Here is a 14136-nt window from a genome sequence, read left to right as displayed (position 1 = left end):
TATTCTAAATTTGTTATTCAATTAATTTTAATGCTGTGATGACATACATAGTATACGAATCTCCTTCTTCGTCTTCTTCTTCAACGGTTTTGTAGGTTACGTTAAAGCTTCTGTTTTCAAATTTCTTTGACATTAAATCGTATGCTTTCAATACTTCTTTGTCAACTTCTTGAAATTCTAGTGTTTCATCATTACCATCTGTGAAATAATAAACACCATCTTCATAGCCATCATACGTAGCTTCTACAGTAGTGTTTTGATAGGTAGTCATAAAAAATACGGCTACAATTGAGGTAACTATTGTGAGTATTTTCATTGTTTTCGTTTTAAAAAATTAATACATGCTAAATTCCAATTACTTATGTCAAATCGAGATCGGATTGCTCTAGTAAATCACTAATTCCTAGTGTTTACGATACATGACGTTGTACTTACCTTTCTTGAAAAAGTTGAAATAAACGATGAATGATTAGTGTGATTGTGTAAAATCGTATGTGTTTGTATTTCGTATCAAGCCAAAAAATTACAAACGTAGCGTTGTGACGACAAGTGTAGCGTCTACATATTTTAAAATGAAGTTTTTAACGGAAGTTAGCTTTACATTTCGGTCACTTATTCCATAAGCTGTGTTTAGATTTGACTTCCTAATTTCTAACCACCCGAAACTACATATAGTTTTCATTATATCAGCTAATAGCAAAACGAAAGTAATTAAAAATTAAATACAGCAAACATTTATTATAAAAATTTTAAAATATTTTTCTCTTTTGATATTGACAATGAAACCAAGTCGTAGCTGTGAATCTGTTAACCTTCGATGTTATTTTTTGAGAATTTATTTAAAAAAAAATTAAAAAAGTTTTTTTAATTCATTTTTTTACTATGTTTGTTTCTGTAAATGAGTTCACCAATCGAACGCATTGCCTACATAAATGAATACTGTTTTCAGATTCGGGCTTAGGAGAATAAAGAAGTCTACTCCAAAAGCTGTCTCACGTATCAGACGCCGAATTCTCAGGCTGACTTCTGAAATTGAACATACTTTCAAGTGCTTACTACAACGCACTTTTGTACCGTTTACGGTATTTGCTTTCCGTATTTGAGAAATTCAAATTCTTAGTGTTTATTAATTGCTATTACTAAATAGCACTACTTGATTATTTCTTTAATTTTTTAATTCATTTCACAATGAAAACTAAATATATTGATCTCATCGAGCAAACATTTGATTTTCCTCAAAAAGAATTCAAGCTTGATGAAAACTACAAATTACAATTTCATGGCATTGACCTTTCTAAGCTCATTGCTAAGTATGGTGCGCCGTTAAAATTTACGTACCTACCAAAAATATCGGAAAACATTAACAACGCAAAAACATGGTTTGCCAACGCAATGCAAAAACATAACTATGCTGGCAACTATAACTATTGCTATTGTACCAAAAGTTCACATTTCAGTCATGTCTTAAACGAAGCATTAAAAAATGATGTTCATATTGAAACGTCGTCTGCATTTGATATTGACATCGTTGAAAACCTAAAAGCACAAGGGAAAATTACAGATAATACTTTTGTGATAAGCAATGGTTTTAAACGTGATCAATATATAAAAAACATTGGACGTTTGATTAATAACGGACACAAAAACTGTATTCCAATCATAGACAATTATGAGGAAATTAGTTTGTTGAGTCAAGAAATCAACAGTAACTACAATATTGGAATTCGAATTGCTTCAGAAGAAGAACCAAAGTTTGAATTCTATACGTCGCGTTTGGGAATTGGCTACAAAAATATTGTGCCTTTTTACAATCGTGAAATCAAAGACAATCCGAAAGTAACCCTTAAAATGTTACACTTTTTTATCAACACAGGTATTCGTGATACTGCATACTATTGGAACGAATTACTAAAGTGTATGAAAGTGTATGTCAACCTAAAAAGAGTATGTCCAAGCCTTGATAGCTTAAATATTGGAGGAGGATTTCCAATCAAAAACTCGTTAGCGTTTGACTATGATTATGAATATATAATTGATGAAATCATTCAACAAATAAAGCAAACCTGTGAGGAAGCGGGCGTAGCAGTTCCAAATATTTTTACAGAATTCGGAAGCTTTACCGTTGGCGAAAGTGGTGGCGCTATCTACGAAGTATTGTATCAAAAACAACAAAACGATCGTGAAAAATGGAATATGATCAATTCCTCATTCATTACAACGATGCCAGATACGTGGGCAATCAATAAACGTTTTGTGATGCTACCAATCACTGGTTGGCAAAAAGAATACGAGCGTGTATTATTAGGAGGATTAACCTGTGATAGTGACGATTATTACAATAGTGAGCAACACATGAACGCAATCTATTTGCCAAAATTCAGCAAAGAGAAACCACTATACATTGGTTTTTTCAATACTGGAGCATATCAAGAAACCATTGGCGGTTTTGGTGGATTGCAACATTGTTTAATTCCACAACCAAAACACATCTTGATTGATCGTGATGCAGATGGTAACATTGTAACAAAACTATTTGCAAAACAGCAAACATCCGAAAAATTACTGTCACTGTTAGGATATGATTACGAAATCAATCACGAATTGGCAAAAACAGCTGAAGAATTTCAACTAGAAACAACCATTAAATAACACAATTAAAAAACAATCAATTACACTCAAAAGGAGTCGTATTAATAAATAAAAAATGAACACATTAAAAACATTTGCAGGCATTCCAAGTAACTATGCAAGCTTTGAAAAATCAAAAATTACCTTAATTCCCGTTTCTTATGATGGGACCAGTACTTGGGGAAAAGGAGCGGATAAAGCACCAGAAGCGTTTTTACACGCTGCTGAGAATATGGAGCTTTATGATATTGAAACAGACAGTGAAGTGTATAAGCAAGGAATATATCTAGCAAATACAATTACAGAAAATACTTCACCAGATGCAATGGTAGCTACTGTTCATGAAACGGTAAAAAAAGCGATCAAACGGAACAAGTTTGTGACGTTATTTGGAGGAGAACATTCTATATCTATTGGTGCAATGCGTGCTTTTAATGAATGTTTTCACAATTTAACAGTAGTTCAAATTGATGCACATGCCGATTTACGCAAAGAATATGAAGGTTCAAAATACAATCACGCCTGTGCATTGTATGAAGCCAATCAAAACACCAATTTAGTACAAGTGGGAATCCGCAGTATGGATGCAATTGAACGTACAGAGATGAATGAAGATAATGTGTTTTTTGCACATGATATGGTAAATGATGATTACTGGATGGACAACGCCATTGAAGCCATGACTGACACAGTGTACATCACATTTGATTTAGATGCGCTTGATCCATCAATCATGCCATCAACAGGAACGCCTGAGCCTGGTGGATTATTTTGGTATGAAACGTTAGAATTTTTAAAACGCATCTTTGAAGAAAAAAATGTAGTCGGTTTTGATATTGTAGAATTATGTCCAAACCCAAATGATAAATCATCAGACTTTTTAGCAGCAAAGCTGTATTACAAAATGCTGAGCTATAAATTTTATGAGCAAGATGAAGAAGAAGAAAATGAAGATTTGTACAAAGCACAAAGCGAAACAAAAATTAACCGCTTAAAATACGCTGAAGAGGATGAAGACTAAAGGTGCCATATCACAATTTATAGAAAAATACTATTTGCATTTTAATGCTGCAACTGTGGTAGATGCTGCCAAAGGGTACGAAGCCAATTTAGCCAAAGGTTCTAAAATGTTAGTATCGCTCGCAGGAGCAATGAGTACGGCAGAATTAGGAAAAATCTTTGCAGAAATGATTCGTCAAAACAAAGTACATATCATTTCTTGTACAGGAGCAAACCTGGAAGAAGACATCATGAACTTGGTAGCACATTCACATTACAAGCGTGTGCCTAACTACCGCGATTTAACTCCGCATGACGAGTGGGATTTGCTCGAAAAAGGACTCAATCGTGTAACTGATACTTGCATTCCTGAAGAAGAAGCATTTCGTAGGCTGCAAGGACATATTTTTGATCTATGGAAAGCAGCCGACGAAAAAGGAGAACGTTACTTACCACATGAATACATGTACAAAATGCTATTATCAGGCGTATTAGAAGAATATTATGAAATTGATTTAAAGGATTCTTGGATGTATGCAGCAGCAGAAAAAAATCTACCAATTGTATGTCCAGGATGGGAAGACAGCACGATGGGAAACATTTTTGCAAGCTATGTCATGAAAGGTGAATTGAAAGCTTCTACAATGAAATCTGGAATTGAGTACATGACGTTTTTGGCAGATTGGTATACAGAAAATTCAGAAAACGGCATCGGATTCTTTCAAATTGGCGGAGGAATAGCAGGCGATTTTCCAATCTGTGTGGTTCCAATGCTGTATCAAGATTTAGAACGAACCGACACACCATTTTGGAATTATTTCTGTCAAATTAGTGATTCTACCACTAGTTACGGCTCTTATTCAGGCGCTGTTCCTAATGAAAAAATTACGTGGGGAAAGCTCGACATAGACACTCCAAAATTTGTCATTGAAAGTGATGCTACCATTGTGGCACCATTAATCTTTGCGTATTTATTAAACCTATAACCAAACAGAATCATGGAAAAAGCCAAAAGACAAACAAACATCTTAAAGCGTGTGATTGTTGACTTTAAAAAATTAACGCCAGAAATATTAGGATTGCTAGTTGAAAAATATCCTTTTGGATATGAAGATCATCAAATTGTAAAGTTCAAAAACGCAAAAGGAGAATCTATTGAAGCTGTGGAAGTTATCTCTGAAGACACCAAATACTTAGTCAAAGTAAGTGTGAAACTAGAGATGACTATGGAAAACTACGATGAAAGGGATTATGAAGATTATGACGATGATGATCCAGATGCTGTACAGTCACCATTTATGGATGAGGACAATTATTAAGAAGCAGAGTTGTTAATTAAAAATGTGATGATGAGCTATTACGAAACACCACAAACTAAAAGCGAAGAAGGCGTATTTATTAACTATAGTAATGGATATTACACCTTCATTTTCTCCTTTGAAGAGAAAATTATTTTTGAAGAAATTTCAAAAAATGTACTAGACGAATTCAACCTACAAGATGGTTCTATGTTACATAAAACCTTTGAGGTTACTTATGAAGAAATAATCAACGATTTGGATGATGATGATTTTATCATTTTTAAATTGTTGGGGTTGGAGTTAATAGACGAAAAATAGATAACTATACATTTTATTCATGATAATCCAAAAGCTGCAAAATCATTATTTGATTAAGACAACTTACAAAAACAAAATAATACGTATAAAGTGAAAATTATCCATAAAACTCGTTTACTGGCGGTTAACAACAATTGTTTATTGGTTATTGAAAAGGTAGGTGTCATTAAAAGATTAACGCTTCCTGGCGGTGTTAAAAAGCGTTCAGAGTCATTAGAAAAAAGTTTGGTACGCGAATCGGCAGAAGAAATTGGTTTGTCAATTGATCGTTTTCGACTCACACACTTAGTGTCTAGCGTACGATCAAAAGAAGAAACCATCATTGTAAAACATCATTTTGTGACTCGACTTGTAACTAATTCATTTCAAGTCATAGAAACAGAGAAATTTAAAGATGTATATTGGGTATACTGGAAAGATGCATTGCCTTTCTTAGATAAAGAAGATAAAAAAGCAGTAAAAAAGTATTTCAAAAGTAACTATAAAAAGAAAACGAAAGCAACTAATTATGAAAGCAGCATTTCATCTAGCATTGCCATGTGAAGATATAGAAAAAGTAGAAGACTTTTATGTAAACAAACTTGGCGCAACAAAAGGAAGAGGTACAGATACATGGGTAGATATCAATTTGCATGGAAATCAACTCACATTTACCAGTGCCGGTTCATTTAACTTCGATTTTAAAAACTATCGTTTAAGCGGACAAGTATTGCCATCATTTCACTTCGGAGTCATTGTAGATACAGAAACTTGGGGTACACTCTACACAAAGTTATTTTCAATGGATATGGAAGTCACTACTGAAGTTACTTTTTTAGAAGACAAAGCTGGAGAACACATCTCGTTTTTTGTCACGGATCCAGATGGATATAAAGTAGAATTTAAAAGTTTTAAAAACGAAGATGAAATTTTTACTGCAAAATAGATTGCCTTTAGTAAGGTTCAATTAATCATGCAATTAAAGCTATGAAAACAAAAGATATTGAAAATATCGAACTCATTTTTTTGAGTTTAGATGATTACCAAGAGCTAAAAGAAGCGATGATTCAGGCGTATAAAACGATGCCTGAATCGTATTGGCAAGAAGCACAAATAGAAACCTTAATAACAAAATTTTCAGAAGGACAAGTAGTCATTAAAATTAATGGCCAATTGGCTGGTTGTGCATTGTCAATTATTGTTGATTACAATTCGTTTGAAGAATCTCACACCTACAAAGACATTGTTCAAAAATCCTTCAACGCTCATACAGATGATGGTGACGTGTTGTATGGAATTGATGTGTTTATAAAACCTGAATTTCGAGGATTGCGCTTGGGAAGACGTTTGTATGACTATCGAAAAGAACTATGCGAAAAACGTAATTTAAAAGGCATCGCTTTTGGCGGAAGAATTCCTAATTATCATAACTATGCAAATACGCTGAGTCCAAAAGAATATATTGAAAAAGTAAAGCGCAAAGAAATCAATGACTCTGTGCTGAACTTTCAAATTTCAAATGATTTCCATCCCACAAAAGTATTAAAAGGCTATTTAAAAGGAGACAAAGCATCCAACGAATTTGCTGTGCTGATGGAGTGGGACAACATTTACTATGAAAAGCCCACAAAAAAAGCGACAACTAAGAAGAAAATAGTGCGTTTAGGACTTATTCAATGGCAAATGCGACCGTATAAAGACTTGGAAGAACTCATGCAACAAGCCGAATTTTTTATTGATGCTGTGGCAGGATATCGCTCAGATTTTGCACTGTTTCCTGAATTTTTCAATGCTCCATTAATGGCGGTGAACAATCACATGTCTACGCCCGATGCCATTCGTGAACTTGCAAAACATACCAAAGCAATTGTTGAAAAATTTTCAGAATTCTCTATATCCTACAACATCAATATCATTTCGGGAAGCATGCCAGAAATGCGTGATGGCAAACTGTACAATGTTGGATATCTATGCAAGCGCGATGGTAACATGGAGCGTTACGAAAAATTGCATGTAACACCAGATGAAGCAAAAGTATGGGGAATGCAAGGCGGAAACAAATTGCAAACCTTTGATACCGATTGTGGTAAAATAGGAGTCTTAATTTGCTATGATTCAGAATTTCCTGAACTCAGCCGATTACTCGCTGATGAAGGAATGGACATTTTATTTGTTCCGTTTTTAACAGACACACAAAACGGGTATTCTCGCGTGCGAAACTGTGCGCGTGCCAGAGCTATTGAAAACGAATGTTATGTTGCCATTGCAGGAAGTGTTGGCAACTTACCCAAAGTACAAAATATGGATATTCAATTTGCACAATCTATGGTATTTACACCTTGTGATTTTTCCTTTCCAACCAACGGAATCAAAGCAGAAGCTACGCCTAATACAGAAATGATTCTTATTGCAGATGTAGACATAGATTTACTTCGTGAACTCAATCAATTTGGTGCTGTAAAAAATTTAAGAGACCGAAGAACAGATTTGTTTGAGTTGAAGAAGAAAGTGTAGATTTTAGCCCAAGGAATTATTTCGTGTCTTAGGTGCTACAATAGCTGGTTCAATCCCTAACTCTTTTTCTTTTTTTAGTTTGCGCCTTTTTTATGGTATTCAAAAACAACGTTACATCACGCTTTTTTAACTCTTTGATATTTATTTCTAGTAAATCATTACTTTCTAACCAAGAGATAAATTTATTGTAATGTGACATAAATACCTAGCAGTTTTCTTTTTCCAACTAGGGCTTTTTTGTGATAAAGCAAATTCTAATGATTCTTTAACAGTGTATTGTTTCTGCTGACTTGCAATTTTTCTTTTCTTAGTGATGTTTGAGGATTGTTGCAGCTTTTCCTGTTTTTGAATCACGATACAAAAAATACACAAACCAACGCATAGATAAATCACCTTTTGCACTATAAAATTTAGGCTCTGAAAATAGTTTCAATTTTTTCAAATCGTATTCATTTTTCAAAATTGAATTGAATATTCGCATGATTTTAGGTTTGTAGAAAACTGAAAACCCAAGTGAATATTGCGTCGCAAAACCCATAAACTAGGAAAAACACTCCGCAATCGCGAAGTGTTTTATAACTAACCAACCAAAAATATAACAAGCTCTCTTTAGAAAGTAACCAGCTTTACTAAATGTCTTTGCGTTGTTACACTTTCATATAAACAAACGGTGTGCCAAACTCGTTTTTCTGCTCAAAACTATCACTATTGCTGAGATAAGATACTTCTTCAAAAGCACCTTGAAAAATAAATCTATGTGATTATTAGGAAAATATAAATTTAATTTTATATATTTATGATATCATTTTAATATCAATCTAAAACACCTCATTATGAAAGAAGAGAAAATTATCATTCCCGCAAACGGATATTTAATGCTGTTTGTATTTTTAATCCTATTTTTCGGAAGCATCGCCACAATGATTCTTCTTAAAAATCCAATATTTATTATTACAATCGTGGCTGCACTTTTAATTGCTTTTGGCTTTATCATGGTAAATCCAAATGGTTCGCGCGTGTTATTATTATTTGGTAAATATGTCGGAACGGTAAAACAAAACGGTTTTTATTGGGTAAATCCTTTCTACACCAAAAAGAAAATCTCTTTGCGCGCCAGTAATTTTGATAGTGAACGTTTGAAAGTAAATGACAAACTCGGAAACCCGATCATGATTAGTACGATTTTAGTATGGCGTGTGAGCAATACCTACAAAGCCGCTTTTGATGTAGACAACTACGAACATTTTGTACGTGTACAAACCGATGCCGCTGTACGAAAATTGGCAAGTATGTATCCGTATGATAATTTTGCAGATGAAGGACACGACGAAGATATTACGCTACGTTCTAGTGTGAATGAAGTCAGTGAAGCACTAGAAAAAGAATTGGAAGAACGCTTATCCATTGCTGGAATTGAAGTCCTAGAAGCTAGAATTGGATACTTAGCATACGCACAAGAAATTGCCAGTGCCATGCTAAAAAGACAACAGGCAACTGCCATCGTTGCAGCGAGACACAAAATTGTAGAAGGCGCCGTAAGCATGGTAGAAATGGCACTTCATGAATTAAATCAAAAAGAATTGCTCGTCTTAGACGAAGAACGAAAAGCAGCAATGGTCAGTAATTTATTAGTGATTTTATGTGGTGACAAAGAAGCATCTCCCGTAGTAAATACAGGAACCTTACATCAATAATATACCATGAACAAAAAACAAATCACAGCCATTGCAATTGGTGTCGCTTTAGGAACTAGTATTGGAACTACAGTTGGCGCCGTTATTGGAAATGTTGCCATGGGAACCGTGACAGGAAGTTTTATTGGAATCTGTATCGGCGTTATTTTGAGCCTTATCGTATTTAAAAATGACGCTGAATAACTTTTTAATTTGAAAAATACATCATGAAAGAATATAAAGTCGTAAAACCAAGTTTAGGCTGGAAAGACCGAAGTGAAAAACTGGAAGAAATATTGAACAATCATGCAAAACAAGGTTGGGAACTGCATACAGTAACCAAGCATGAAGGTTTTATACAAGTTATCTTTGAACGTAATAAAAACAGATAAAATAATGTATGCAAACAGACCAAAAATAAAAATTCAGTTAGAACCAATTGACACCATTTTAGAAGCTACCACAGCAGCGATTTTAATTGCTTTGTGGATGTATGTGATCATCTCCTACAGTTCGTTACCAGAAACAATTCCAACTCACATCAATTACAAAGGTGAAGTGGATGGAACAGGTAATAAAATGTTAATTTGGGTTTTACTCGGAATTACAACGGTCATCACTGTCGGAATGCATGTATTGACAAGGTTTCCACAGATTCATAATTATATGGTGAACATCACGGAAGAAAATGCGCAACACAATTACCGACTCAGCAGCCGCATGTTGCGCTACGTAAATCTACTAACCTTGTTATTACTTGCGTATGTGTGTTATGCGATGATTCAAAAGTCATTTGGAGACAACTTTTTTATGGAATCCGCCATGACCTATTTAATCATTGTATACTCCGTTGCAATGCCAATCGTACTAATTGTATTTATGTTGAAAAATCAAAAAGCGCCAAAATAAATCACTCCAGAAAAAGTCCGCGAAAGCCAAAAAGAACAAGTAAAAAATATTTTGACGCAAGCATAAGAATGTTCAAATCTCGATTATCGAGTCAAAAAAATAATTATGGCAAAAAAGAAAGCCTTTGCATTAAGATTGAATGAAGAAATGCTGAAAGCTATTGAAAAATGGGCTGCAGACGAATTTCGCAGTACCAATGGACAAATAGAATGGATGCTGATGCAAAGTTTAAAAAACGCAAAAAGAGCACCCAAAAAACGAACAGACAGTTCGCAGCAAATACCTGAAGAATAGTTCAGCGTGTTTGCTGTTTTTTTGTGAATTCGTTCATTCAGTTTTGTAAGAGAAGCCTCTTACATTTTCAAAATCGTTGTGCGAATCTCGCTATATGAGTTTTCAAAACTCACACAAAAATGCTTCTCCCATTTTCATTAAAAACCCAACATTTAACACTTATAATTCCATTTTTTGGTATTTTGCAACATAAACCATCCAATTATGTTCAAAAAAGCCATTGCTTTTCTCCTATTCTTCATGTCTTTCTCTGTGTTTTCACAAAACCTAACGATCGACACTAAAGAAAGTAAACAACAAAATTTTAATACAAAAATTGCAATTGATTCTATTACGTTTTCAGGATTCGATCTAAAAATAAAAGTCAACGATTCGTTGGCAAGTATTGATGACATTAAAAACATCCACAAACCGTTTCTAGCGAATGGTACTTTTTCTTTTAACATAAACGATTCGGAAGCAACGATTTCCTATCGTGGAAACGAAAAATATACAACTGTAGAATCCTTTTCACTTTTTGAACTTTCCAATCAACCAAAAAAAGGATTTTCAGCAGCTATTTTTGAATGTACACAAGCTACGTTTTACAATGGAAATCAGACAATTATAATTCCTCTCAAAAAACAAAAAATAAATAAAACCATTATTTACGCAAAACCTATTTTTAGTAGTGACAAAATTGTGTTTGGAATTTTGATGCTGCTCTTAGGCTTCGTTTTCTTTACAGAATCAAGCAAAAACACAGGCTGGAAAAAGTTTTATAAATTCGTTCCTGCCCTACTTATTTGCTATATGTTGCCTGCAATTTTAAGTACGTTTGGCATCATTTCCGATAAATATTCAGAAGCATATTTCATTGCGAGTCGCTTCTTATTGCCAGCCGCGTTGATATTAATGACCTTGAGTATTGACTTAAAAGGTGTATTCAAATTAGGTCCAAAAGCGTTGATTATGTTCTTTACAGGAACGGTTGGAATCATTATTGGCGGACCTTTGGCAATTTTACTCATCTCTGTATTTTCACCAGAAACTGTAGGTGGCGCAGGTCCTGATGCGGTTTGGCGTGGATTGTCAACCTTGGCGGGAAGTTGGATTGGCGGCGGCGCTAACCAAGCAGCAATGTTAGAAATTTTTGAATACAGTCAGGATAAATATGGCGCCATGGTATTAGTAGATATTGTCGTAGCAAATTTATGGATGGCGATTTTACTCTTAGGAATTGGAAAATCAAAAAAAATTGACAAAAAATTAAAAGCCGATACCTCTGCGATTGAACGTTTAAAAGAACGCGTTTCCGAGTTTACAGATAAAATCAAGCGAAATCCTACGCTGACAGAATTGATGATTATTCTAGCGTTAGCTTTTGGTGGTGTTTCGTTGGCGCATTTTGGCGCAGGCAGCATTACGAGTTTCTTAAATCAGTTTGAAATTGTGTCTAACGACGATGGCGCGTTGTCCTTTTTAGGTTCTTCTTTCTTTTGGATGATTACCATTGCCACAGCGTTTGGAATTTTATTATCGTACACGAAAGCTAAAAATTATGAAGGTGCGGGCGCGAGTAAAATTGGAAGTATTTTTATTTACATTTTAGTTGCTTCTATCGGAATGAAAATGGACTTAGGAAAAGTATTGGAAAATCCAGGATTATTAGTGGTCGGACTCGTTTGGATGGCGATTCACGCAGGATTGTTAATATTGGTAGCAAAACTCATTCGTGCACCGTATTTCTTCCTCGCCGTGGGAAGTCAGGCAAATGTTGGTGGTGCGGCTTCTGCGCCGATTGTGGCTTCTGCTTTTCATCCATCATTGACTTCGGTTGGTGTGTTGTTGGCAGTCTTTGGCTATGTCGTGGGAACCTATGGCGCTATTTTGTGTACAATTTTGATGGAAATGGCTTCTAAAGTTGTCGTTCCTTAAAATTATATCAATAAGCATCAAAGAAACAGCAACAATATTCTAAGTAGATCTTTCTACGTTAAAAATAGGCGTCATAGCTTTTGTATAAGACTGTGTTTTTTGTCTTAACTAATCAAAATAATTCAATTTCTATACGTAGCATTTTAAAGTTTAAATGGTATAATTTAGCTATATTTGCGCTCTTAAAATTCAATATAATGTTCAAAAAATGTTTGGTTGTCCTAACTGTTTTAGGATTTATGGCTTGTGGAAAAGAAACGAAAAAAGGAAACTTAACCATTTCAGGAAATGTTGATGGTTTAAAGGAAGGAACCATCTTTCTACAAAAAATACAAGACACTATACTAATTAACTTAGATTCACTTGTGGTAGACGGAAACGAACCAAGTTTTATGTTCACAACGACGATTGAAGAACCAGAAGTATTGTACATGTATTTGGACAAAAAAGATTTTAACGACTTCAATGATCGTGTGGAGTTTTTTGCGGAACCTGGCGCAATGACGTTTAATACTACACTACGCCGATTCGTAAAAGATGCGAAAGTCAAAGGTTCTAAAAATCATGCCGATTTGGAAGCTTTCAAAGAATTTATGACAAAATACAACACCAAAGAATTGATGTTGCTTCGCGATGGCATGGACGCACAAAAAGACGAAGATGCTGAAAAAGTGAAAGAAATTAATGAAAAAATTTCCAATTATGCCAAAAGTCGCATGCGTTACATTCTCAATTACGCAATTACGAATGGTAACAAAGAAATTTCACCATATGTGGTGATGACGGAAACTTCAGATGCGAATATTAAATTTTTAGATACAATCTACAAGCGACTCACACCAAAAATTGCAGCATCGAAGTATGGTAAAAAGTTGAAAAAATTGCTGGAAGAACGTAAAGTTGAGGAAACAAAATAGTTTTTTAGACTTGCTTAGTCCTTTTAGATTTTTAGACGTTTGTCACATACTGCTTCTATACAAACTAAAAAATCCCAGCTTTTTCAAGTTGGGATTTTTTATGCTTTCTAAGTTGATTTATTCACAAATTTCATCAAGCCATTTATCATCTATTTTGCCTTCGCTAATGTGAAATACTGCGCCTATGGAACAACCTTTCGGACCAATAGAATCGATAAGGTATCTGTAGTCAAATCCCATATCAATAGGTTCGCCAAGTATCTTTTTCACATACGTAGTATCTACATCTAACTTCATAAGTTCCACTACTTTTTGAAGACTTTTATAATCTTTATGCTGTTGATAATGCGCTCCATACGTTTCAATTTCAGGTTTCTCGGCGCATCCTATCAACAATGATAATAAAATGAAGACCGCAAAATAGTTGCTTATTTTTCTCATATTAGTTTCGTTTAAATGTCTCTTTGGTTTAGTTCTTAAAGATACATTTTTTTTGATGCGAACAGGGAAATGATCCAATTTAGAGTAATGACGAGCTTATTTGTTGCATCTTATAGTAGAATTGGGATACCGTTTAAAATAAGCAAGGAACGTATAAACCCATCTGAAAGCCTTCCTAAATTCCCGTACTTCTACCCTTTTATAAACTTCGTAAAAGCGGTACTTTAGAAATCTATAAATTTTAAA

General features: G+C 34.4%; 17 protein-coding genes. 15 read left to right on the top strand and 2 right to left on the bottom strand.

Going from position 1 to position 14136, the window contains the following annotated elements; genetic code table 11:
* Window positions 1–13: 13 nt before the first annotated feature.
* Window positions 14–316: a hypothetical protein gene (locus KORDIASMS9_RS11700; RefSeq protein ID WP_114903016.1), complete on the bottom strand. Its 303-nt coding sequence runs from the start codon at window positions 314–316 to the stop codon at window positions 14–16.
* An 872-nt stretch (window positions 317–1188) separates the two neighbouring features.
* Between KORDIASMS9_RS11700 and KORDIASMS9_RS11695 the strand changes: the two genes are divergently transcribed.
* The 15 genes from KORDIASMS9_RS11695 (at window position 1189) to KORDIASMS9_RS11625 (ending at window position 13449) form a co-directional block, all read left to right on the top strand.
* Window positions 1189–2649: an arginine decarboxylase gene (locus KORDIASMS9_RS11695; RefSeq protein ID WP_114903015.1), complete on the top strand. Its 1461-nt coding sequence runs from the start codon at window positions 1189–1191 to the stop codon at window positions 2647–2649.
* Window positions 2650–2704: 55 nt separating this feature from the next.
* A complete protein-coding gene (speB, locus tag KORDIASMS9_RS11690; protein ID WP_114903014.1) occupies window positions 2705–3649 on the top strand; it encodes an agmatinase in 945 nt (314 codons plus the stop codon).
* Window positions 3639–4613, top strand: a complete 975-nt coding sequence (locus KORDIASMS9_RS11685; protein WP_114903013.1) for a deoxyhypusine synthase family protein — start codon at window positions 3639–3641, stop codon at window positions 4611–4613. The genes speB and KORDIASMS9_RS11685 overlap by 11 nt, the downstream gene beginning before the upstream one ends.
* Before the next feature lie 12 nt (window positions 4614–4625).
* On the top strand, window positions 4626–4946 hold the full coding sequence (locus tag KORDIASMS9_RS11680) for a hypothetical protein (RefSeq protein WP_114903012.1): 321 nt from the start codon (window positions 4626–4628) through the stop codon (window positions 4944–4946).
* A gap of 30 nt (window positions 4947–4976) precedes the next feature.
* Window positions 4977–5246 (top strand): hypothetical protein, encoded by a 270-nt coding sequence (locus KORDIASMS9_RS11675; protein WP_114903011.1) that lies wholly within the window; start codon window positions 4977–4979, stop codon window positions 5244–5246.
* A 141-nt stretch (window positions 5247–5387) separates the two neighbouring features.
* Window positions 5388–5789 (top strand): NUDIX hydrolase, encoded by a 402-nt coding sequence (locus KORDIASMS9_RS11670; protein ID WP_162819902.1) that lies wholly within the window; start codon window positions 5388–5390, stop codon window positions 5787–5789.
* The gene (locus tag KORDIASMS9_RS11665) at window positions 5755–6171 is read left to right on the top strand and encodes a VOC family protein (protein ID WP_114903009.1); all 417 of its coding nucleotides are present in this window, start codon (window positions 5755–5757) and stop codon (window positions 6169–6171) included. Before KORDIASMS9_RS11670 ends, KORDIASMS9_RS11665 begins: the two co-directional genes overlap by 35 nt.
* A 41-nt stretch (window positions 6172–6212) precedes the next feature.
* Window positions 6213–7739 (top strand): bifunctional GNAT family N-acetyltransferase/carbon-nitrogen hydrolase family protein, encoded by a 1527-nt coding sequence (locus tag KORDIASMS9_RS11660; RefSeq protein WP_114903008.1) that lies wholly within the window; start codon window positions 6213–6215, stop codon window positions 7737–7739.
* A gap of 833 nt (window positions 7740–8572) precedes the next feature.
* On the top strand, window positions 8573–9433 hold the full coding sequence (locus KORDIASMS9_RS11650) for an SPFH domain-containing protein (RefSeq protein WP_114903006.1): 861 nt from the start codon (window positions 8573–8575) through the stop codon (window positions 9431–9433).
* A gap of 6 nt (window positions 9434–9439) precedes the next feature.
* Window positions 9440–9616 (top strand): hypothetical protein, encoded by a 177-nt coding sequence (locus tag KORDIASMS9_RS23715; protein WP_205318058.1) that lies wholly within the window; start codon window positions 9440–9442, stop codon window positions 9614–9616.
* 23 nt (window positions 9617–9639) lie between these two features.
* Window positions 9640–9804: a DUF4177 domain-containing protein gene (locus KORDIASMS9_RS11645; protein ID WP_114903005.1), complete on the top strand. Its 165-nt coding sequence runs from the start codon at window positions 9640–9642 to the stop codon at window positions 9802–9804.
* Window positions 9782–10321: a DUF1648 domain-containing protein gene (locus KORDIASMS9_RS11640; RefSeq protein WP_162819901.1), complete on the top strand. Its 540-nt coding sequence runs from the start codon at window positions 9782–9784 to the stop codon at window positions 10319–10321. The genes KORDIASMS9_RS11645 and KORDIASMS9_RS11640 overlap by 23 nt, the downstream gene beginning before the upstream one ends.
* Before the next feature lie 105 nt (window positions 10322–10426).
* Window positions 10427–10615, top strand: coding sequence for an Arc family DNA-binding protein (locus KORDIASMS9_RS11635; protein ID WP_114903003.1), 189 nt, complete (start codon window positions 10427–10429; stop codon window positions 10613–10615).
* A 696-nt stretch (window positions 10616–11311) separates the two neighbouring features.
* Window positions 11312–12532: a DUF819 domain-containing protein gene (locus KORDIASMS9_RS11630; RefSeq protein WP_371412771.1), complete on the top strand. Its 1221-nt coding sequence runs from the start codon at window positions 11312–11314 to the stop codon at window positions 12530–12532.
* Between the two features lie 197 nt (window positions 12533–12729).
* Window positions 12730–13449, top strand: coding sequence for a DUF4369 domain-containing protein (locus KORDIASMS9_RS11625; RefSeq protein ID WP_114903002.1), 720 nt, complete (start codon window positions 12730–12732; stop codon window positions 13447–13449).
* A 117-nt stretch (window positions 13450–13566) separates the two neighbouring features.
* Here KORDIASMS9_RS11625 and KORDIASMS9_RS11620 read toward each other — a convergent pair whose 3' ends face one another.
* Window positions 13567–13890, bottom strand: a complete 324-nt coding sequence (locus KORDIASMS9_RS11620; RefSeq protein ID WP_114903001.1) for a hypothetical protein — start codon at window positions 13888–13890, stop codon at window positions 13567–13569.
* Window positions 13891–14136 lie beyond the last annotated feature (246 nt).

This window comes from Kordia sp. SMS9 (assembly GCF_003352465.1).
GTDB lineage: Bacteria > Bacteroidota > Bacteroidia > Flavobacteriales > Flavobacteriaceae > Kordia.
Note: the sequence above shows the minus strand (reverse complement) of the source record. Positions and strands in the feature narration are given on the sequence as shown.

Bases quoted from the DNA above. Each gene is read 5' to 3' on its own strand.
- KORDIASMS9_RS11700 (WP_114903016.1), bottom strand. From the start codon at position 316: ATGAAAATACTCACAATAGTTACCTCAATTGTAGCCGTATTTTTTATG.
- KORDIASMS9_RS11630 (WP_371412771.1), top strand. From the start codon at position 11,312: ATGCTGCTCTTAGGCTTCGTTTTCTTTACAGAATCAAGCAAAAACACA.
- KORDIASMS9_RS11665 (WP_114903009.1), top strand. From the start codon at position 5,755: ATGAAAGCAGCATTTCATCTAGCATTGCCATGTGAAGATATAGAAAAA.
- KORDIASMS9_RS11635 (WP_114903003.1), top strand. From the start codon at position 10,427: ATGGCAAAAAAGAAAGCCTTTGCATTAAGATTGAATGAAGAAATGCTG.
- KORDIASMS9_RS11695 (WP_114903015.1), top strand. From the start codon at position 1,189: ATGAAAACTAAATATATTGATCTCATCGAGCAAACATTTGATTTTCCT.
- KORDIASMS9_RS11625 (WP_114903002.1), top strand. From the start codon at position 12,730: ATGTTCAAAAAATGTTTGGTTGTCCTAACTGTTTTAGGATTTATGGCT.
- KORDIASMS9_RS11620 (WP_114903001.1), bottom strand. From the start codon at position 13,890: ATGAGAAAAATAAGCAACTATTTTGCGGTCTTCATTTTATTATCATTG.
- KORDIASMS9_RS23715 (WP_205318058.1), top strand. From the start codon at position 9,440: ATGAACAAAAAACAAATCACAGCCATTGCAATTGGTGTCGCTTTAGGA.
- KORDIASMS9_RS11650 (WP_114903006.1), top strand. From the start codon at position 8,573: ATGAAAGAAGAGAAAATTATCATTCCCGCAAACGGATATTTAATGCTG.
- KORDIASMS9_RS11660 (WP_114903008.1), top strand. From the start codon at position 6,213: ATGAAAACAAAAGATATTGAAAATATCGAACTCATTTTTTTGAGTTTA.
- speB (WP_114903014.1), top strand. From the start codon at position 2,705: ATGAACACATTAAAAACATTTGCAGGCATTCCAAGTAACTATGCAAGC.
- KORDIASMS9_RS11645 (WP_114903005.1), top strand. From the start codon at position 9,640: ATGAAAGAATATAAAGTCGTAAAACCAAGTTTAGGCTGGAAAGACCGA.
- KORDIASMS9_RS11680 (WP_114903012.1), top strand. From the start codon at position 4,626: ATGGAAAAAGCCAAAAGACAAACAAACATCTTAAAGCGTGTGATTGTT.
- KORDIASMS9_RS11685 (WP_114903013.1), top strand. From the start codon at position 3,639: ATGAAGACTAAAGGTGCCATATCACAATTTATAGAAAAATACTATTTG.
- KORDIASMS9_RS11675 (WP_114903011.1), top strand. From the start codon at position 4,977: ATGAGCTATTACGAAACACCACAAACTAAAAGCGAAGAAGGCGTATTT.